General features: G+C 65.6%; 21 protein-coding genes and 1 pseudogene. 14 read left to right on the top strand and 8 right to left on the bottom strand.

What is annotated here, in order from left to right; all coding sequences use genetic code 11:
- Positions 1 to 28 precede the first annotated feature (28 nt).
- From gspI to htpX, 5 genes are all read right to left on the bottom strand, one after another.
- The gene (gene gspI / locus ASB57_RS02285) at positions 29 to 439 is read right to left on the bottom strand and encodes a type II secretion system minor pseudopilin GspI (RefSeq protein ID WP_057650205.1); all 411 of its coding nucleotides are present in this window, start codon (positions 437 to 439) and stop codon (positions 29 to 31) included.
- Position 440: 1 nt separating this feature from the next.
- Positions 441 to 956 carry a GspH/FimT family pseudopilin gene (locus ASB57_RS02290; protein WP_231755319.1) on the bottom strand — a complete coding sequence of 172 codons (516 nt, stop codon included), beginning with the start codon at positions 954 to 956 and terminating at the stop codon, positions 441 to 443.
- Positions 957 to 1,002: 46 nt separating this feature from the next.
- Positions 1,003 to 1,434: a type II secretion system major pseudopilin GspG gene (gene gspG / locus ASB57_RS02295; RefSeq protein WP_057650207.1), complete on the bottom strand. Its 432-nt coding sequence runs from the start codon at positions 1,432 to 1,434 to the stop codon at positions 1,003 to 1,005.
- 326 nt (positions 1,435 to 1,760) lie between these two features.
- Positions 1,761 to 2,198: a hypothetical protein gene (locus ASB57_RS02300; RefSeq protein ID WP_057650210.1), complete on the bottom strand. Its 438-nt coding sequence runs from the start codon at positions 2,196 to 2,198 to the stop codon at positions 1,761 to 1,763.
- 133 nt (positions 2,199 to 2,331) lie between these two features.
- A complete protein-coding gene (gene htpX / locus ASB57_RS02305) occupies positions 2,332 to 3,210 on the bottom strand; it encodes a protease HtpX (protein WP_057650212.1) in 879 nt (292 codons plus the stop codon).
- A gap of 242 nt (positions 3,211 to 3,452) precedes the next feature.
- Here htpX and ASB57_RS02310 point away from each other — a divergent pair, with 242 nt between their 5' ends.
- Together ASB57_RS02310 and ASB57_RS02315 are read left to right on the top strand one after the other, a co-directional pair.
- Positions 3,453 to 4,334, top strand: a complete 882-nt coding sequence (locus tag ASB57_RS02310) for a DMT family transporter (RefSeq protein ID WP_057650214.1) — start codon at positions 3,453 to 3,455, stop codon at positions 4,332 to 4,334.
- The gene (locus ASB57_RS02315; RefSeq protein WP_057650216.1) at positions 4,334 to 5,191 is read left to right on the top strand and encodes a sulfurtransferase; all 858 of its coding nucleotides are present in this window, start codon (positions 4,334 to 4,336) and stop codon (positions 5,189 to 5,191) included. The genes ASB57_RS02310 and ASB57_RS02315 overlap by 1 nt, the downstream gene beginning before the upstream one ends.
- Before the next feature lie 115 nt (positions 5,192 to 5,306).
- Here ASB57_RS02315 and ASB57_RS02320 read toward each other — a convergent pair.
- The 3 genes and pseudogenes from ASB57_RS02320 to ASB57_RS02330 all read right to left on the bottom strand — a co-directional run.
- A pseudogene (locus ASB57_RS02320) lies at positions 5,307 to 5,855 on the bottom strand (HD domain-containing protein); the annotation flags it as partial.
- Between the two features lie 283 nt (positions 5,856 to 6,138).
- The gene (locus tag ASB57_RS02325; protein ID WP_057650218.1) at positions 6,139 to 7,296 is read right to left on the bottom strand and encodes an aromatic ring-hydroxylating dioxygenase subunit alpha; all 1,158 of its coding nucleotides are present in this window, start codon (positions 7,294 to 7,296) and stop codon (positions 6,139 to 6,141) included.
- A 252-nt stretch (positions 7,297 to 7,548) separates the two neighbouring features.
- The gene (locus tag ASB57_RS02330) at positions 7,549 to 8,511 is read right to left on the bottom strand and encodes a tripartite tricarboxylate transporter substrate binding protein (RefSeq protein WP_057650220.1); all 963 of its coding nucleotides are present in this window, start codon (positions 8,509 to 8,511) and stop codon (positions 7,549 to 7,551) included.
- A 120-nt stretch (positions 8,512 to 8,631) separates the two neighbouring features.
- Here ASB57_RS02330 and ASB57_RS02335 point away from each other — a divergent pair, with 120 nt between their 5' ends.
- The 12 genes from ASB57_RS02335 (at position 8,632) to ASB57_RS02390 (ending at position 19,696) form a co-directional block, all read left to right on the top strand.
- A complete protein-coding gene (locus ASB57_RS02335) occupies positions 8,632 to 9,489 on the top strand; it encodes an IclR family transcriptional regulator (protein ID WP_057650221.1) in 858 nt (285 codons plus the stop codon).
- Between the two features lie 218 nt (positions 9,490 to 9,707).
- Positions 9,708 to 9,998 (top strand): exodeoxyribonuclease VII small subunit, encoded by a 291-nt coding sequence (locus ASB57_RS02340; RefSeq protein ID WP_057650224.1) that lies wholly within the window; start codon positions 9,708 to 9,710, stop codon positions 9,996 to 9,998.
- Entirely contained in the window at positions 9,995 to 10,906 is a 912-nt protein-coding gene (locus tag ASB57_RS02345) for a polyprenyl synthetase family protein (RefSeq protein ID WP_057650226.1), read from the top strand. Before ASB57_RS02340 ends, ASB57_RS02345 begins: the two co-directional genes overlap by 4 nt.
- A gap of 71 nt (positions 10,907 to 10,977) precedes the next feature.
- Positions 10,978 to 12,876 carry a 1-deoxy-D-xylulose-5-phosphate synthase gene (dxs, locus tag ASB57_RS02350; RefSeq protein ID WP_057650228.1) on the top strand — a complete coding sequence of 633 codons (1,899 nt, stop codon included), beginning with the start codon at positions 10,978 to 10,980 and terminating at the stop codon, positions 12,874 to 12,876.
- Between the two features lie 191 nt (positions 12,877 to 13,067).
- A complete protein-coding gene (folE2, locus tag ASB57_RS02355) occupies positions 13,068 to 13,865 on the top strand; it encodes a GTP cyclohydrolase FolE2 (protein ID WP_057650230.1) in 798 nt (265 codons plus the stop codon).
- 213 nt (positions 13,866 to 14,078) lie between these two features.
- Positions 14,079 to 14,453, top strand: coding sequence for a 30S ribosomal protein S6 (rpsF, locus tag ASB57_RS02360; protein ID WP_057650232.1), 375 nt, complete (start codon positions 14,079 to 14,081; stop codon positions 14,451 to 14,453).
- A gap of 29 nt (positions 14,454 to 14,482) precedes the next feature.
- A complete protein-coding gene (gene priB / locus ASB57_RS02365) occupies positions 14,483 to 14,797 on the top strand; it encodes a primosomal replication protein N (protein ID WP_057650234.1) in 315 nt (104 codons plus the stop codon).
- Positions 14,798 to 14,882: 85 nt separating this feature from the next.
- The gene (rpsR, locus tag ASB57_RS02370; RefSeq protein WP_057650238.1) at positions 14,883 to 15,155 is read left to right on the top strand and encodes a 30S ribosomal protein S18; all 273 of its coding nucleotides are present in this window, start codon (positions 14,883 to 14,885) and stop codon (positions 15,153 to 15,155) included.
- 13 nt (positions 15,156 to 15,168) lie between these two features.
- On the top strand, positions 15,169 to 15,624 hold the full coding sequence (gene rplI, locus ASB57_RS02375; RefSeq protein ID WP_057650239.1) for a 50S ribosomal protein L9: 456 nt from the start codon (positions 15,169 to 15,171) through the stop codon (positions 15,622 to 15,624).
- A 188-nt stretch (positions 15,625 to 15,812) separates the two neighbouring features.
- Positions 15,813 to 16,649 (top strand): hypothetical protein, encoded by an 837-nt coding sequence (locus ASB57_RS02380; RefSeq protein ID WP_057650242.1) that lies wholly within the window; start codon positions 15,813 to 15,815, stop codon positions 16,647 to 16,649.
- Between the two features lie 112 nt (positions 16,650 to 16,761).
- Complete coding sequence (locus ASB57_RS02385) at positions 16,762 to 18,147, top strand: replicative DNA helicase (protein WP_057650243.1); 1,386 nt, start codon at positions 16,762 to 16,764, stop codon at positions 18,145 to 18,147.
- A gap of 97 nt (positions 18,148 to 18,244) precedes the next feature.
- Positions 18,245 to 19,696 carry a S41 family peptidase gene (locus ASB57_RS02390; RefSeq protein WP_082621315.1) on the top strand — a complete coding sequence of 484 codons (1,452 nt, stop codon included), beginning with the start codon at positions 18,245 to 18,247 and terminating at the stop codon, positions 19,694 to 19,696.
- The last annotated feature ends 52 nt before the right edge of the window (positions 19,697 to 19,748 follow it).

A 19,748-nucleotide genomic window follows, 5' to 3' on the forward strand; every position in this document is an offset into this window, starting at 1 on the left:
CTACGCGCGGTAGGGGGGGGGCTTTGTATCACCGGACGTTCGTTAGCAAGCCTGACAGTTCGGCTAACGTCAGGTTGGGTTGGCCGCGCAGATACACCCGTACCGACACTTGCCGGAACGCGCGATTCAGCGAATAGGTGAAGGTGCTCTCGCACAGCATGTCCAGCCTTCCTTCAGGGCAGGGGGCGTCCTGCTTGCCGGGACCCGGCAGCACCTCGGCCAGCCGCAATTCCGCCATGCGGTTTTCGGCGGCGACCAGCGCCAGGGTCTTGTCATGCAGCGCGCGATTGTTCTGCGCCATCACGCCCGTGGCGCGCAAGGCGGCGGCCAGGGCGACGGCGATGATGGCCAGCGCTACCAGCACTTCGATCAGTGTGAAGCCCCGCTCGCGGCGCCGCTGTCGATCATCTTGCGGCAAGCGGGCGCGAGGGCCGCGCATGTCATTGCACCGCATAGGCACCGCCCGCGTCGCGCGTGATGGTCACCGTACGTCCGCCGGCGGCGAGGGTGAGCTGGGCGGGATCGGACATCCATTCTGTATCGAAGCGGAGCCAGCCCTTGGGGCCGGAAGGCGTCACGGACACGGTGCCGGCCGACCAGGCTTGCGGCTTCAACTCGGCGTCGTTGCGGAAGTCGTCCGGCGGCGGAATGGCTTCGTCGTCGGCGCTGCCGGTGCTGCCCACTCGGCGGCCGGGGCGTTCGAAGTGATAGCCGCCGGCGTCGGCGCGCCAGGTGATGATGCGGCCGTCGCTGCGGGCCTCGCTTTGGGCGATGGCGAAGGAAAGGACCAGGCGTTCGGCGTCCTGGTGCAGATGCCGGTCCGGCGCGGCGACCGCGGAGATGCCGACCATGCCCGCCGCGATGCCGATGATGACCAGCACGACCAGCAGTTCGATCAGGGTGAAGCCGTCTTGCCGCGTGGATGCGGGGTGCCGACGCTGGATGGGGCGAGTCACTGGACGTGCGCGGCCACTGAGCGTGGCGACCTTGCCGGCGCGGGTCTTAGAGATCCCAGGACCCGATGTCGGCATCGTTCTGCTCGCCGCCGGCCTTGCCGTCGGCGCCGAAGGAAAACACATCGACTTCGCCCTTCACGCCGGGGCTCAGGTATTGATAGGGATGGCCCCAGGGGTCGTTGGGCAGGCGGTCCAGGTAAGGGCGCCAGTTGGAGATGTTTTCCGGGCGCGTGACCAGGGCTTGCAGACCTTGCTGGGTGCTCGGATAGCGGCCGTTATCCAGGCGATAGAGCTTGAGGGCCTGCATCAGTCCGCCGATGTCCTGGCGGGCGGCCACTTGGCGGGCCTGGTCGGGGCGGTCGAGCACACGGGGCACGATCAAGGCCGCGAGGATCCCCATGATGACCACGACAACCATGATTTCGATCAGGGTAAAACCTTGCTGCCGCGCAATGGCGGCACTGCCTCGCTGACGCACAACCTACTCCGTTAAGGGCCAAGCCCGTAATTATACCGATCAATATGTCAGTAATATTATCGAGCTGGGTTAGGTTTGCTTAATGTGCGCCTTATATCCGGATGATTATTTTCGCGGGGCCCCGCGGGTTTTTTGAGGAGGGCTCCGCCCCCTTAACCCCCGTGACGTTTATCGGCGCGCAGCGTGTCCTCGGCCGATTGCCGCCACCGCCACGGCCGGGGGAGCATGGAGATGACTCCGCATTATTGGCGAGGGGGCTGAGGGGGCGGAGCCCCCTCAAATAAACTCGCCCTATTTGGCGGGCCAACGTCGCGTTCACGCGGCGATTATTTGCCGGCGGTGATGATGCCAGCCGCGGCGGGGGGCAGGGGCGGGGCGCTGATGGTGGTGGTCGTGCCGCCTTGATCCAGCACGATCTCGTTGCGCTCGACGCGCACCAGCCGCAGGCCGGGGGTGATGTCCTGGCCGGCGCGCCACGCTTGCGGCGGGCCGCCGTCGACGCTCAGGATGACGGCGCCGTCGTCGCCACTGGCGATCAAACCGGCAATGGTCACCTGGGTCTTCAAGGTGCCATCCTTGCCGAACAGCAAGGCCGCCGGCGACGTATCCGTTGCCCGCACCGCCGCGGGCCGCAAGGCCGGCGGCAAGGCGCCCGGCGCCGGCGCGAACAGAATCGCCCCCCATACACCCAAGCCCCCCGCCAAGGCCAGAATGGCAAGGACACGGGCGAGCTGCGGCGGAGAAGGGCGACGAAGTGCGAACATGGTTGAGCCGGCGTGTTCACCGGCAGGCGCGTAAAAGACGGCCGAGTATAGCCTCAGCACATGTCACGCAGCCTGCGGCGAGCGTCATTTTCGCCAGGCTACGCCCGCGCGCTGCGGGCAATCACCGCTTGGATCAAGCCGCGCCGCGTTGCAGCGCCGCGATGCGCTGCTGAATGGGCGGGTGCGACGCGAAGATCGCGCTGATGGCCTGGCGGCCACTGATCCCCGAGGCTTCGAAAGACTTCGGCAATTCGCCGGCCTCCAGGCCACCCAGACGCGCCAGGGCGCGAATCATCGGATCGCGCGAACCCAGCAGATGCGCCGAGCCGGCATCGGCACGGAACTCGCGCTGGCGCGAGAACCACGCGACGATGACCGACGCCGCGATACCGAACAGGATTTCACAGACGATCACCGTGATCATGTACCCCGGCCCCAGGCCGCGCTCATTGCGGAACACGGTGCGGTCGATGAAATAACCCACCACCCGCGCCAGGAAAATCACGAAGGTGTTCACCACGCCCTGGATCAAGGTCAGGGTCACCATGTCGCCATTGGCGATGTGCGCGACCTCGTGCCCCAGCACCGCGGCCACTTCTTCTTCCGTCATGCTTTCCAGCAGGCCGGTGCTGACGGCGACCAGGGAGTCGTTCTTGAATGCGCCCGTCGCGAAAGCATTGGGCGCGCCGTCATAAATGGCGACCTCGGGCCGGCCGATACCGGCACGGTCCGCCAATTGATGCACCGTGTCCAGCAACCAGGCTTCACGCTGGGTGCGCGGCCCGTTGGGGTCGATTATCTGGGCGCCGGTGCTCCACTTGGCCATGGGCTTGCTCAGGAACAGCGAGATGATGGACCCGGTGAAACCGACGATCACCGAGAAAATCAGCAACGCGCCAAGGTTCAGGCCGTTCGCCGTCAGGAAGCGGTCGACTCCGAAAATACGTAGCGTGGCCGACAACACCAGCATGACGGCCAGGTTGGTCAGCACAAAAAGAAAGATGCGTTTCATGATTGTTATGGATCCTCTGCGAGCGGATGTAGCTTTGACGTGGACTGCCGCCTTGGGTTCCCCAGCGGCACGGCGCCGATACCGGGCGGCTCCCCGTCGGAACAGCGAGTATATTATCGGTTCCGTTCAGGTTCCTCTCATGAGGACCCGATCCTCCCGAAATAAGCTGGCCGCGCCGGTCGCGCCATGCACGTCGGGAGACCCCATGCCATAACCCCTCTTTTCGGAATCGCGCAGGTCTCATGCAGGCTCTTTGGATGTTGTTGGCGTCGCTCATGTTCGCCATCATGGGTTCTTGCGTGAAGCTCGCCACCGAATACGAGGCGTCACTGGCGCAGGTGGTGCTGTTTCGGGGGATGCCGTCGGTAGTGCTGATCCTGGTATGGGCGCGCGCCGGCCGCCATTCCATCATCCCTTCCAAATGGCGGCCCCATCTGTGGCGCAACCTGGCCGGCGTGTCTTCCATGTGGCTGGGCTTCTACGCCCTGTCACACCTGCCGCTGGCCACGGCCACCAGCCTGACCTACACCTCGCCGCTGTTCATCGCCGGCTACATGCTGGGCTGGGGCGGCTCGCAGCGCGATCCGATCCGGGTCACCTCCGTGGCCCTGGGCTTCATGGGCGTGATCGCCATCTTGCGGCCCAATATCGGTGACGACCAGTGGGTGGCCGCGCTGATGGGCCTGGGCGCCGGCGGCTGCGCCGCCATCTCGATGATGCAGATCCGCGAACTGGGCCGCATCGGCGAGCCCGAGTGGCGCACCGTGCTTTTCTTCTCGCTGGCGGTCAGCCTGAGCAGCCTGGTCGGCCTGCTGGTCCACGGTTGGGGCGACACCACCCTGCAGGGCTACGCGGCCCTGTTCGGCATCGGTCTGGCGGGCCTGTGCGGCCAGCTGGCCATGACGCGCGCCTTCGGCATGGGCTCGGCCTTGTTGACGGCCGCCCTGCAGTATTCCACCATCATCTTCGCCGCCTGCCTGGGCATGGTGTTCTGGCACGATCATCTCGATGCCATCGCCTGGTCCGGCATGGCGCTGATTATCGCGGCCGGCTTGCTGTCGGTCTGGCGCACCTTGCGGGAAACGCGCCGCCCCATTACCAAGACTGCCCAGGAGAAAGCCTGATGACCATGACCTTGATTTCCGTATCCGAATTGGCTGCCCGCCTGGGCGATGCCGATCTGCGGCTGTTCGACCTGCGCCACGACTTGATGGACCATGCGGCCGGCCGACGCCAGTACGAGCAATCGCACATCGCGGGTGCCCGTTATCTGGACAACGAAACCGAACTGGCCGCGCCGCGCACCGGCAAGAATGGCCGTCACCCCTTGCCGGATCGCGCGACGCTGGCCGCGCTGCTGTCCAGCCATGGCGTCACCCCCAATAGCCTGGTCGTCGCCTACGACGCCAGCGGCGGCCAGTTTGCCTCCCATCTGTGGTGGATGCTGCGTTGGCTGGGCCACGATCGCGTGGCCGTGCTGGACGGCGGCTGGCAGGCTTGGTCCGCCGCCGGCCTGGCGGTGGAAAGCGGCAGCGGCCCGAAAGCCGCGCCCGCCGGCGCGGACAGCAGCCTGACGCCGCGCGCGGCCCTGACCGAGCCGGTCGACGCCAACGCCGTGCTGGCCAATATCGCGCAGCCGGGCTTTACCGTCGTGGACGCAAGGGCGGCGGCGCGCTATCGGGGTGAGATGGAGCCGATCGACCCCGTCGCCGGCCACATTCCGGGCGCCTTGAATCGGCCCAATACCGACAACCTGGCCGCTGACGGCAAGTTCAAGTCGCCGCAGGAACTGCGCAAGGAGTTCGAAGCGGTGCTGGGCAAGCGCGCGCCCGACACGATCGTTCACCAGTGCGGTTCCGGCATCACCGCGTCGCACAATCTGCTGGCCATGGAAGTGGCGGGCTTGAGCGGCTCGCGCCTGTACCCCGGCTCGTGGAGCGAGTGGGTCAGCGATCCTTCGCGCCCGCAGGCCAAGGGCTGAAGCGGGGGCTGCGGTCCGCGCCGAGGTCCGAGCCGAGGTCTGATCTCAGACCCGCCGCCGCCGCCCGCTCCGCGCGTGGAGGCGTACCCAGCCGGGCCGGCCGCTTGGCCAGATGGCGTTCCGCCACGCCGGCGGCGATTTCCATGAAATAGGCCAGGGGCGGCGGCGCCGCGTCGTCCAGCAGGCAGGCCTGGTCGTCCCAACGGCGCAGGCGTATGGCCTCGGGGGCATAAGGAATGGCGGAGAATTCGCTGGCCTGGGCGGCATCGAACACGCCGCCGGCCTGGTCCAGCGCCCGTCGCGCCGCGCTGTTGCGCGGGCCCAGATAGTCCGGTTCCAGAAAACATAGATACCGATGCGCCTCGACATGCAGGCGTATGGGTTCAAGCACGTCCGCACCGAACAGGCCCCGCAGGAAGGGCAGCACAAAGTACTGGTGCTTGTAATCGGCGTTCTCGATGCGCACGATGTCGGGATGCAGAAGGATGAGGTGGCCCAGATCGTGCAGCAGGGCGGCGGTCACCAGGGACGGCGCGGCGTTCTCCGCCAGCGCCAGCGCGGCGGTCTGGCGCGCATGTTCGGCCTGCGTCACGGCGGTATTGCCGTAGGGCAGGTGACCGGTAAGGTAAAAGAGATTCTCGATCTGATCCAGCGTCAGTCCCATGGCCATGCTCCTCGCGGTCGCGCGGCTAGTCGCGCGCTGTAGTGCTGGTATCTAGTTGACCAGTACGACTTGATTTTTTGATGACGAGGCGAAGAAGAATCCCGGACGTTGAGTAACGGGGTGTGTGTAGCGGAGGGTATGAGGCAGGGAGGGGCCGCGGGCGCGGATATGAAAACGGACGTGCCCCTTTGGTGGAGGTTGCACCAGCTGCGCGCGCGTCCGTAGTCATTCGAAGCAGGCAATCCGCCCGCGGAGGGGTGGCGTGCCGTTCAGCACTACCGCATCAGGGATGCGGCTCAGTCTCGGCCATGATGGTTCTGTACCATTCATGGAAATGTTGCATGCCATCTTCCATCGGCGACTGGTAAGGTCCCGCCTCGGAGACGCCGCGCAACATCAAGGCCTTGCGGCCCGCGTCCATGCGTTCGGCGATCTCGTCGTCCTCGACCGCCGTTTCCATATACGCCGCGCGTTGCGCGTCGACGAACTCGCGTTCGAAGGCGGCTATTTCCTCGGGGTAGTAGAACTCGACCACGTTCACCGTGTCCTGCGGACCCCGCGGATGCAGGGTCGACAGCACCAGCACATTGGGATACAGCTCGATCATGTGCGTGGGGAAGTAGGTGGCCCAGATCGCGCCGAACTCCGGCACGTCGCCCGCCCGATACTGCATCAGGTTGTCGTGCCACTGGCGGTAAACGTCCGACCCCGGCTGCGCCAGCGCGTTATTCACGCCCACGCGTTGCACGCTGTGCCAGTTGCCGAATTCCCATTCCAGGTCGTCGCACGTGACGAAGTGGCCCAGGCCCGGGTGGAAGGGCGCGACGTGGTAGTCCTCGAGGTAGACCTCGATGAAGGTCTTCCAGTTGTAGTTGCACTGGTGGACTTCGACGTGGTCCAGCACATAGTCGCCAAAATCGAACTCGGGCCGGTTGAACAGCGTGGCGAGATCCTTGGACGGATCGCGCGGGCCTTCGAACAGCAAGCCGTGGCAATCGCGCAGGCGATAGCGCGGCAAGTCCATGCACGGCGTGGCGGCGAATTGCGGCGCGCCGAGCAGCTGGCCCTGCTTGTCGTAGGTCCAGCGATGCAGCGGGCAGACGATGTTGCCCCCGGTGGCGCGTAGATTGCCCGCCGTGTTGACGTTGCCGGACACATTGCCGGTCGCGCCACCCAGCATCAAAGCCTGACGGTGGCGGCAGACATTCGAGATGAGCTCGATGCCTTCTTTATTGCGTACCAATACCCGCCCGCCATTTTCCTGGACGAGCGTGCGCCAGTCTCCTACCTCGGGGACCATCTTCTGGTTGCCGACGTACAGCGAAGACTGTTTAAAGATGATTTCTTGCTCGCGCTGAAAGCGTGCTTCGTCAAAATAGGCGCTGACGGGGAGCTGCGTGCGAGCCGGCACAAATTGCGCCATCCGACCGACGTCGGTCATGATTCCCTCCGCTCGGATAAAAAAGCCAGGACGGCACGGATCCGTTCTGGCGCGAAGAAAAATCGGGCTGGCCGATCAAAGGTGTCGATTGTACCCCAGGGGATGGCGGGGGCCAAACCAGACTTTCCTCCGTGTGCAGGGAGTCTGGATCGCCGTGTGGGGTGGCACTATGCGCGGCGCGCAGAATGCATTGTGGGAAAAGTCTTGGTCTGCTTCGGCCCCGCTGTTTTATGACAAGACTTATGGCTTGGCTTACTGCAAAACGACGTTGGCCTGCTTCACCAGGGTCTGGACCACGGGCAGTTCGGATTTGATCTGCGAGGTCAGTGCCTGGGGCGTGCCGTCGCTGGGCTGGATGCCCATTTCCAGCATCTTTTTACGCAGGGTTTCGTCCTTGAGCGCGTCGGCCAGGGCGGCTTGCAGCTTGCCCAGGACTTCCGGCGGGGTGCCCTTGGGCGCGACGAAGCTGAACCAGGCACTCATGTCGAACTTGGTGTAGCCCTGTTCGGCGATGGTCGCCAGTTTGGGTTCACTGTCCAGGCGTTGCTTGCTGGTGATGCCGAAGACCTGCACCTTGCCGGAGTTGGCCTGCGGCATGCCGGTGGCGACCATGTCGAAGAACAGGTCCACGTCGCCGCCGATCAGCGCCGGCAGGGCCTGGTTGGCGCCCTTGAAGGGGACGTGCAGGATATCGATGCCGGTCTGCGACTTGAACAGTTCGCCCGCCAGGTGGGACGACGTGCCGGGGCCGAAGGACGCGAAGGTCAGCTTGCCGGGATTTTTCTTGGCGTAGGCGACCAGTTCGGCGGTGTTGTGGAAGGGTTCCTTGGGGCCGGCCAGCAGGACCAGCGGGCCGATGCCCACCATGCCGATGGGCGCGTAGCCGTCCGGGTCGTAGGGCAGGTCCTTGTAAAGGAAGCGGTTGGTGACCAGGGTGGAGTTGGTCGCCATCAGGATGGTGTAGCCGTCCGGGGCTTCGCGTTGCACGTAGGAGGCGCCGATGGCGGTACCGGCGCCGGCGCGGTTCTCCACGATCATCGAGGCTTTCAGGTCCTTGCCCATGCGCTCCGCCAGCAGGCGGGTCAGCACGTCGGTGGCGCCGCCGGCCGGGAAGGGCGACACGACCTTGATGGGCCGGTCGGGATATTGGGCGCTGGCCGCGCCGCAGGCGCCGACGAGCGCGAGGGTGGCGAAGAGCTTGAGCCAAAGTCGCATTTGGAAAATCCCCTGTTTTGAAAATAAGCGGTTGAGTAAAGCCACCGCGTATGGCTAAATTCCGTATGTCGGAATTAAATTTTGTATTGCGGAATTCAATATAAAAAGGGATGGCGCTGAATGCAATCCGGAAAACCCCAGGTAGGTGATGCGTCCGCTGCCAGCGGGGAGGGGGGCGCGGCCGCGCCCGTGCGGGATCGGGCGGGGCGGCGGCGGCGGGCGCCGGTGGCGGAAGGGGCCGAGCGGTCGGCCGATTTCATTACGGCCTTGGCGCGGGGCCTGCAGGTGTTGCGGTGTTTCCAGGCGGGTAGCGGGGCCCTGGGCAATCTGGAGCTGGCGCGGCTGACCGGCCTGCCCAAGGCGACGCTCAGCCGCATTACTTACACCCTGACCGAGCTGGGCTACCTGCGTTACGACCGCGACAGTGGGCGTTATGCCCCCGGGCATGGCGTGCTGGCGCTTGGGCTGGGCCTGCTGTCCGGCCTGGAGGTGCGCCAGCTGGCCAAGCCGGCCATGCAGTCCCTGGCGCAGCAGACGGGCGGCGCCCTGGCGCTGGGCACGTGCGACGGTGACGCCATGGCGTATGTGGAGGCCATCCATGGCTCTTCCGCCTTGTATCTGCGTTTGCCGGTGGGTTGCCGCGTGAGCATGGACAGCGCCATGGGCCGGGCGTATCTGGCCTTGCTGCCGGCGGCCGCGCGGCGCGATCTGATGTTGCGGCTGGGGGCTTTGGCGCCTTTGCCTGAAGTCATCGATCGTTGTGTGGCGGATCTGGCTTCTACGGGGTGTTGTTTCGCCATGGGGGAATGGCAGTCCGGCATCAATGCCGCGGCGGCGCCGTTCGAGTCCGCCACGGGCGAGGGCATCTTCGTCATCAGTTGCGGCGGCCCCGCCACCTTGCTCCCCGAGTCCGTCCTGCGCAACGAGGTCGCCCCGATCCTCCACCGCACCGCCCAGTCCCTTTCCCGCCCAGCTTAAGAACTCGCCCTACCTAATCGGGGAAACCGCGGAGCCGGGTTTCCCGGTCCGCTGGTTTCGCCCCCTTGAGGGGGCCCGCGCGAGCGGGTAGGGGGAGGGACCTCCTCCCGGTCCGCCGGTTTCGCCCCCTTGAGGGGGCCCGCGCAAGCGGGTAGGGGGAGGGCCCCACCTCAGCTACAATCGCGGGATTCATTTCCTAAGCACTTCCGGAGATCCGCTTGGCGACCAGGCAAGTTCCCCCCGTCACCCCCGCGGCCGACCCGGCCGATGCCGCCGCGCTGCCGCAGGATTTCGAAGGCGCATTGGCGCAGCTGGAAGACCTGGTCGCTTCGATGGAAGACGGTTCCCTGCCGCTGGAAGCCTCCCTGGCCGCCTATAAGCGCGGCGTGGCGTTGACCCGGATCTGCCAGGAACGCCTGGCCCAGGCCGAGCAGCAGGTCAAAGTGCTGGAAGGCGACCTGTTGCGGCCGCTCGACCCCGGTGCGTTGGACGACGATACGAACGGATGAAGCAGAATCACCTTGCCTTCGCGGACTGGCTGACGACCCGCGCGCAACACATCGAGCTCAAGCTCGACGAGCTGCTGCCGCCGGCCGACGCCGTGCCGGAACGCCTGCACGAAGCCATGCGCTACGCCGTCCTGGGCGGCGGCAAACGCGTGCGCGCGGCGCTGGTCTACGCGGCCGGCCTGGCCTGCCCCATCAGCGGCCATCCCATGGCGGTGGAAACGGCGCTGGATCGCGCCGCGGCCGCCGTCGAGCTGATCCACGCCTATTCCCTGGTGCACGACGACCTGCCCTGCATGGATGACGACACGCTGCGGCGTGGTCAGCCCACCGTGCACGTGCGCTACGACGAAGCCACCGCGATGCTGGCCGGCGACGCCTTGCAGCCCCTGGCCTTCCAGTTCCTGGCGGACATGCCGATCGCGCCCGCGCTGATCGTGCAGGCCACCCAGGCACTGGCCCGCGCCGCCGGCAGCCGTGGCATGGCCGGTGGCCAGGCCATCGACCTGGGCGCCGTGGGCCGCACCCTGACCCGCGACGAGCTGCAGCAGATGCATGGCATGAAAACCGGCGCGATGCTGGCCGTCAGCGTGGCGCTGGGCGGCATCGTGGCGGGCGCCAGTTCGGTGGCGCGGCGCGCCCTGGACGATTACGCCCAAGCCATCGGTCTGGCCTTCCAGGTGGTCGACGACATTCTCGACGTCACCGCCGACACGGCCAAACTGGGCAAGACCGCGGGGAAGGACGCGGCCGAGAACAAACCGACGTATGTATCCTTGCTGGGCCTGGAAGCGGCGCGCCTGTTCGCGCTGTCCTTGCGCGACACTGCTCTGCAGGCCTTGGCGCCGCTGGGCGAGGGCCGCGCGCGCCTGGTTGAATTGGCCGATTTCATCGTATTGAGAGACCGTTGACATCGACCCGGTCCGGCCCCGCCGGATTGGCCGATGTGCATCCGATTGCCCGCGGGGCTATCCTTTAGAGCATGACCACAGAAATTCTGGACACCATCGCCAGTCCGGCCGACCTCAAACGTCTGGACCGCCGCGAGCTGAAAAAACTGGCCGACCAACTGCGCGGCTTCGTGCTGGAGTCCGTCTCGAAGACGGGCGGCCATCTGTCGTCCAACCTGGGCACGGTCGAGCTGACGCTGGCCCTGCATCACGTGTTCGACACGCCGCACGATCGCATCGTGTGGGACGTCGGCCATCAATCCTATCCGCACAAGATCCTGACCGGCCGGCGCGGCCAGATGGACAAGCTGCGGCAGGAGGGCGGCATCTCCGGCTTCCCCCGCCGCGTCGAATCCGAATACGACGCCTTCGGGACGGCGCACTCGTCGACCTCGATCTCGGCGGCGCTGGGCATGGCCGTGGCCTCGCGTAACGCGGGCATCGCGCGCCAGCACATCGCCGTGATCGGCGACGGCGCCATGTCGGCGGGCATGGCCTTCGAGGCCATGAACAATGCCGGCGTCACGTCCAACATCAACCTGCTGGTGATCCTGAACGACAACGACATGTCGATCTCGCCGCCGGTGGGTGCCTTGAACCGCTATTTCGCGCGGCTCATGTCGGGCCGTTTCTACGCCACCGCCAAGAATGTCGGCCGCGCCGTGCTGCAGCACGTGCCGCCGGTGCTGGAGCTGGCGCGCCGCATCGAAGAACACGCCAAGGGCATGGTCACGCCCGCCACGATGTTCGAGGAGTTCGGCTTCAACTACGTCGGCCCCATCGACGGCCACGACCTCGACGCGCTGGTGCCCACCCTGCAGAACCTGCGTGAGCTCAAGGGCCTGCAGTTCCTGCACGTGGTCACGCGCAAGGGGCAGGGCTACAAGCTGGCCGAGGCCGACCCGGTGCTGTATCACGGTCCGGGCAAGTTCGACCCCGCCGTCGGCATCGTGCCCGCCAAAGCGCCTTCCAAGGTCACGTTCACCCAGGTCTTCGGCCAGTGGATCTGCGACATGGCCGCCGCCGACGCGCGCCTGGCCGGCATCACGCCCGCCATGCGCGAAGGCAGCGGCCTGGTCGAATTCGAGCGGCGTTTCCCCACCCGTTATTTCGACGTGGGCATCGCCGAGCAGCATGCCGTGACGTTCGCGGCCGGCATGGCCTGTGAACAGCAGAAGCCGGTGGTGGCCATCTATTCGACGTTCCTGCAGCGCGGCTACGACCAGTTGATCCACGACGTGGCCCTGCAGAACCTGGACGTCACGTTCGCGCTTGACCGGGCTGGCCTGGTGGGCGCCGACGGCGCCACGCACGCGGGCAACTACGACATCGCTTTCCTGCGCTGCATTCCCAATATGGTGGTGGCCACGCCTTCGGACGAAGCCGAAGCGCGCCTGTTGCTGACCACCTGCTACCGCCATCCCGGCCCGGCGTCGGTGCGCTATCCGCGCGGCGGCGGCAGTGGCGCGGCGGTGGGCACCGACCTGCAGGACGTTCCGGTGGGCAAGGGCGTCGTCCGCCGCCAGGGCGGTGGCCGTATCGCTTTCCTGGTGTTCGGCACCTTGCTGCCCGCGGTGCTGCGCGCCGCGGAAACGCTGGATGCCACGGTGGCCGACATGCGTTTCGTCAAGCCGATCGATCGCGAGCTGGTGCTGGACCTGGCCGCGCGCCACGATGGCCTGGTGGCCGTCGAGGACGCCGCGATCATGGGCGGCGCCGGCAGTGCGGTAGCGGAAGTCCTGAATGAAGCCGGCGTCCTGTGCCCGCTGCTGCAACTGGGCTTGCCCGACCGCTTCATCGACCACGGCGACCAGCAGGCGCTGATGGCCGGCCTGGGCCTGGATGCCAAGGGTATCGAGGCCTCGGTGCGGGGCCGCTACGCCGCGCTGCTGGCGGCCGAGGCGCCGCGCAGCCAGGCGCTGGTGGGTTGATCCGCCAGCCGGCTGTGGTTGTGTCGCAACGGGATGGCGTGGCCGTCCCGGTGTGACCTCCTCCGAATTACTATCACCGGCCTATCGGTAATAGGGTTTTCGCGGGGTTTGCGCGATTTTTACGCAATAATGCAAGTCCTTTGGATTTTTGGGGCGGGCTTCATGCGCCCGTTCCGCGCAGGTTAACCACTATGAATTCCCCCATCGATCCCGCTCTGGTCATGCCGGACGTGCAGAGTTCGGCCGACACGCGTCACATTCCCATCCAGCGCGTGGGCATCCGCGGCGTGCGCCACCCCATGCTGGTTCAGGCCGGCGATGGCAGCGCCATGGCGACCGTGGCGAACTGGACCCTGACGGTGGCGCTGCCGGCCGAAGAGAAGGGCACCCATATGTCGCGTTTCGTGGCGCTGCTGGAAAAGTACCGCAGCACCCCGATGACGCCGGCCCTGTTCCGCGCCATGGCGCGCGAGATGCTGCCCCTGCTGCATGCGGAAAAGGGTGACATCACCGCCGCGTTCCCGTACTTCATCAACAAGTCGGCGCCGGTGTCCGGCGTGCAGAGCCTGCTGGACTACGAAGTGCAGTGGATCGCCCGGGCCGACGGCACCGACGTGGAATTCGAATTGGTCGTGCAGGTGCCCGTCACCAGCCTGTGCCCGTGTTCCAAGGCGATTTCGGAGTACGGCGCCCACAATCAGCGTTCGCATGTGACGGTCACCGCCATTCTGGGCGACGAAGTCGGCATGGAAGACGTGATTCGCGCGGTCGAGGAAGAAGGTTCCTGCGAGCTGTGGGGCCTGCTCAAGCGGCCGGACGAGAAGTACGTCACCGAGCGCGCCTACGACAATCCCAAGTTCGTCGAGGATCTGGTGCGCGACGTGGCCGCCCGCATGGCCGCGCGCCAGGGCATCAAGCGCTATCGCGTCGAGGCCGAGAACTTCGAGTCCATCCACAATCACTCGGCCTACGCCGTCGTGGAAGGCTGAGGGCGGCAGGGCGCATATTGAGCGCGCCTAGTCCCGGGGTGTCTCGCGTGGACAACGCGAAGACACCCGCAATCCCCTTGATTTCACAGCCGATTTGCACTATCTGCCGGTTCCGGCAATAATGTAAGGCTTTCCTGCTCGACTCCTGATTGTTGGGGGCGGGCTGCCACTGGTCTGTTTCGGCGGGCCAGACATCCACTAGGAGTTTTACCCATGCGTCACTACGAAGTAGTGTTCATCGTCCACCCCGACCAAAGCGAGCAAGTGCCCGCCATGGTCGAGCGGTATCAGGCGCTGGTCACCGGCCAAGGCGGCTCGGTGTTGCGCCTCGAAGACTGGGGTCGCCGTCAACTGGCTTACCCCATCCAGAAGCTGGTCAAGGCCCACTACGTGTGCCTGAACATCGAATGCGGCCAGGCCACCCTGGACGAGCTCGAACATTCCTTCCGCTACAACGACGCCGTGCTGCGCCATCTGGTCATCAAGACCAAGAAGGGCCAGTCGGGCGCCTCGATCATGATGAAGTCGGTCGAGCGTGAAGAGGCCCGCAAGGCCTCGGCGGAAGCGGCTGCGGCTCAATCCGAATAAACGGTTAGACGGATCGCGGCGGATACGCCATGAATCAGGTCGTACTCAGCGCGCAAGTCCTCGAAAGAGAAGCCCTGCGCTACACCCCGGCAGGCTTGCCTGCGCTGGAGATGTTGCTGAGTCACCAGTCCGAAGTGATCGAGGCTGGACTTCCCCGACGCGTCGAAATGACGATCGCGGCGGTGGCGCTGGGAGACCTGGCGCTGTTGCTGGCGGATGTCGGCTTGGGAGCACAGCTGCAGGTCCAGGGCTTCCTGGCTCCGGTACGCAAGGACGCGGTCAAGCTGAAGCTGCACATGCAGCAGGCGACGCGGCTTTCGGGCAGCGATCCGGTCACCGTTTAGGTTTGGATTAACAGGCGGCCTGGGATGAACCAGGTCACACGTAAAGAATTCGGGTCCACGGACCCCGCAAATTAAGAGGCACATCATGGCTTTCTTTGGCAAGAAGAAGGAAAAGCGCAAGTTTCCCCAGCAGAACCCGCTGTTCAAGCGTCGCAAGTTCTGCCGCTTCACCGCTGCTGGCGTTGAAGAGATCGATTACAAGGATCTGGACACGCTGCGTGATTTCATTCAGGAAAACGGCAAGATCATTCCCGCTCGCCTGACTGGTACCAAGGCGCACTACCAGCGCCAGCTCGACACGGCCATCAAGCGCGCGCGCTTCCTGGCTCTGTTGCCCTACACCGACAACCACAACTGATCCGGGGCCAGCCATGCAAGTTATCCTGCTCGAAAAAGTCGTCAACCTGGGCTCCCTGGGTGAAGTGGTCCGCGTGCGTGACGGTTACGCCCGCAATTTCCTGATCCCCCAGAAGAAGGCTACCCGTGCCACCAAGGCCGCGCTGGAAGCGTTCGAAGCGCGTCGCGCCGAACTGGAAAAGGTCCAAGCCGAGCGCCTGGCCGCTCAGCAAGCCGTGGGCGAACGCCTGAACGGCTTCGTGCAAAAGATCTCCCAGAAGGCTGGTGTCGATGGCCGTCTGTTCGGCTCGGTCACCAATGCCGACATCGCTGAAGCCCTGCGCAAGTCGGGTTTCGAAACCGTTGAAAAGTCGCAAGTGCGTCTGCCCAACGGTGCCCTGAAGGCTGTTGGCGAGTACCCGGTGCAAGTTGCACTGCACGCCGACGTCGTCAGCGACATCTCGGTCGTGATCGAAGGCGAAATGGCCTAAGGCGCATGGAAGCGGTAGCTCAGGCGGCCGCTTCCCGATACGCTGTTGTGGCCGGTCCGCGAGGGCGGCCCCCGCCGCGTCATCGAGTTTTGCGTTTATCAGAGCCGGCCGTGCGCCGGCTCTGATTGTTTGTATGACGTGTTTGTAGTCTCTCTCCATATTCTTCATCCCTCGTCGAAGGCCCTTTTTTGACCACCACGCCCGTCCACCAGTCGCCGCCGCCCGATTTGCAGGCATGGCTGGAAGCTGCCGCCACGCGGCCGCAGCCTCAGGTGCTGGAAACCGAGCTGGATGGCATCCATTTCGTGGTCAAACGCCGGCCGGCTTCCCTGGGCGGCAGTATCAGCTATGTGCTGCGCTATCTGCGCGCCTTCTTCCTTGGGCTGGGCTGCAGGGTATTCCTGGGCGAGTTTCCGAATCCCCGCGTGCTTTTGCAGAACGGCCTGGATTTCGAGGCGCGCCGCCTGCGGCTGCTGCTCGACGATGGCTGCCGGGTGCCCGCGATCTGGCACCAGGAGCCGGGCCTGCTGGTGCTGGAGCACGTAGGCCAGGACCTGTCTTCCGTGATCCGGCATGGCAGCGCCGAGACGCGCAGCCGCTGGGCGCGCGTGGCCGGCCGTGATCTGGCTGAATTCCATCGGCGCGGCCACTGCCATGGTGGGGCCCAGATCCGTAACCTGACGATACGCAACGACGAACTGTGGCGCATCGACTTCGAAGAGAATATCGGCGAGGCTTTGTCGCTGCCCTTGGCGCAGGCCTACGATCTGTTCCAATTGGTCGCGTCGCTGGTGTCTTTGCGTAAACTGCCTACGGACATCATGCCGGGCCTGGCGCGCGACATGGTGGAAGGCTATTTCGAAGTCAACCCGGATGCGCAGGTGCGTGCGCGGCTGGCCCGCCTGGGGCGTTTGCTCGGTGGCGCGGCGCGCATGTTGCGGCCCTTGCTGGGCCGCGTGTCGTCGCGCGACATCCAGGGTTTCTTTCGGGTCGCCGACGTATTGGGCGGCTTGACGCAAGCCTGAGCGCCACGCGGCTTGCGTGTTTTGCCTGCCGTAGTATTTGTGACCCCATGTCTGCCACCCCGTGTCTTTCACGTCGTGTCCGCCACCTTGAACCGCGAACCTGAGTGCATCCATGAACTCACCCACCGCCGCCAATAGCAACGACTCCCTCGAATACCTGCGCGTACCGCCGCATTCCATCGAGGCGGAGCAATCGGTGTTGGGCGGTCTGCTGCTGGACAACGCCGCCTGGGACCGCGTGGCCGACATCCTGGTGGAAGAAGACTTCTACCGGCATGACCACCGCCTGATCTGGCAGGCCATGGCCAAGCTGATCGGCCTGTCGCGCCCGGCTGACGTGGTCACCGTGCACGAAGCGCTGGTCACCAACGGCAAGTCCGAGGACGCCGGCGGCATCTCCTATTTGAACTCGCTGGCGCACAACACGCCGTCGGCGGCCAACATTCGCCGTTACGCGGAAATCGTGCGCGAGCGGGCTACCTTGCGCAAGCTGGTCACCATCGCCGACGAAATCTCGTCGGCGGCCTTGAATCCGCAAGGCAAGGAAGCGCGTCAGATTCTGGACGAGGCCGAATCCAAGGTCTTCAAGATTTCCCAGGAAGGGCAGCGCGGCGCCGGCGGTTGGCACGAGATTCAGCCGCTGCTGACGCAGGTGGTGGAGCGTATCGACGAGCTGTACCACCGCGATACCGAATCCGACGTGACCGGCGTGCCCACGGGCTTTACCGACCTGGACAAGATGACTTCGGGCCTGCAGGGCGGTGACCTGATCATCGTTGCCGGCCGCCCGTCCATGGGCAAGACCACGTTCTCCATGAACATCGGCGAACAGATCGCCATCGAGCAGGGCCTGCCCGTGGCGGTGTTCTCCATGGAAATGGGCGCGGTGCAGCTGGCCATGCGGATGCTGGGTTCCGTCGGCCTGCTGGACCAGCACCGCATGCGGACCGGCAAGCTGACCGCCGAAGACTGGCCGCGCGTCACGCACGCCGTGCAGCTGATGCAGGACGCCCAGGTCTATATCGACGAGACTCCCGCCTTGACGGCCATGGAAGTGCGCGCGCGTTCGCGTCGTCTGGCGCGTCAATGCGGCCAGCTGGGCCTGATCATCATCGACTATATGCAGCTGATGGCGGGTAGCGGCAGCAGCGAAAACCGCGCGACGGAAATTTCAGAAATCAGCCGGTCGCTCAAGGGTCTGGCGAAAGAGCTGAATTGCCCGCTGATCGCGCTGTCGCAGTTGAACCGCAGTCTGGAACAACGGCCGAATAAGCGGCCGGTGATGTCCGACCTGCGGGAATCGGGCGCTATCGAGCAGGATGCCGACTTGATCCTGTTCATCTATCGCGACGAGGTCTACAACCCCGATTCGCCGGACAAGGGCACGGCCGAGATCATCATCGGCAAGCAGCGTAACGGGCCGATCGGTTCGGTGCGCCTGACGTTCCAGGGCGCCAGCACGCGCTTCCTGAACTTCTCGGGGCAGCAATCGTATTAAGCACGGCCTGGCTGTCCGGGCCTTGGTGTCATCGATCGCCTTGCCATCCTTGAGATGACGCCGGGGTCGCCGCGAGATCAACCGTTTCCTGGTTCCGATGGATATTCGAAAACTGGCTTGCGTGATTCCCTGGGCTATCTTTGCGGCGGCGTGGCTGCCTGGTGTCCATGCGGCGCCGGCGCTGGAGCAGGCTCGTTCGCCGAGCCAGGCGCAAGTTCAGGCGCCAGCGACGGAGTTGACCCGTGAGCAGGTCGCGCAGACCCTTACTGCCGCCGTTACCCAGATCGCCGCGCAGTATGTCGACCCTGTCGACACTCGTGCGCTGAGCGTGCGTGGCTTGCGTGGCCTCGCGGCGCTGAGCACGCCCGCTTTCCCTGATGGTGCACCGGGTTTGACGCGGGCCATCCAGGCCGAGGAAGCGGCCGCCGACATTCCCGCCCAGACAGAAATACTGACCGAAGCCGTCATGCGCTTCCCGCTGGCCGGCGGTCGCGCCGCCGCGCTGGATGCGCTGCTGCGCGCGATGATGGCAGGCCTGGGGCCTTACAGCCGGCTGGCCGTGCCGGCGGAACTCGTGCCGCCGCCCGCGTCGGTGGGTCTGGAACTCAGCATGACCCAGGGCCAGCTTACCGTCGTCCGTCCCTTGCCTGGCGGCCCCGGCGAGCGCGCGGGCATCAAGCCCGGTGATGTGATCGAGAGTATCGATGGCCGCGCCAGCAAGGACCTGCCCTTGCCCGAAGCCGTCAGCGCCTTGCGTGGCGAAGTGGGTACCAGTCCCACGTTGTTCATCAAGCGGGCTGGTGTAGCCACGCCGCTGATCGTGCGCCCGGTGCGCGGGCCGGTGCAGCCTCCGCCTTCCCTGGTCTGGGATCTGAATGGCGCCACGGCGGTGATCCGCATCGGTGCGTTCGACCGGTCGACGGCGGAGAGTTTGCGCGCCGCGCTGAAAGGCGCGGCGATGCGTGCCGATGCGCCGCTCGCTGGCGTGGTGCTGGATTTACGCGGCAATGCCGGTGGCCTGCTCGATGTGGCGGAGGATGTGGGCGGCATGCTGTTGAAGCGCGGTGTGCGCATAGCGACTTTGCGTGGCCGCAACGAAGCCAACGCCCGCAAGCTGATTGCGCGGCAGCCGAACATCACGGCGGGTCTGCCCATGGTGGTGCTGGTGGATGGACAGACCGGCGCGGGCGCCGAGATCGTCACCGCCGCCTTGCAGGACCACGGCCGCGCGCTGGTCATTGGACGTCCCACGGCGGGCGCCGGCACCATACAGACGGTGCTGCCGCTCCCCGAGGGCCGGGGCGCGCTGATCGTCACCAGCGCGCGCGTGTACCGCGCGAATGGCGCCCGCCTTGAAGGCACCGGCGTCACGCCCGACCTGCTGCTCGACCCCGCCACGCGCCAGCTGACCGTGCGCCCCGACATCGCCCCCGACTTCAACACCGCGGTGCAAAAACAGGTAGCCGAAGCGGTAACCACCGCGCCACCCGGCACCGATCCCACCCTATCCGCTGCCCTGGCCGCCATCACCGCCGCGGCCCCGCGGTAGCGACCGCCAAGTAGCTCATCCATCGGCTGCTGCGGGTAAGCGATTGCTCGAC

Source organism: Bordetella sp. N, assembly GCF_001433395.1.
In the GTDB taxonomy this organism is placed as follows: Bacteria; Pseudomonadota; Gammaproteobacteria; order Burkholderiales; family Burkholderiaceae_B; genus Bordetella_C.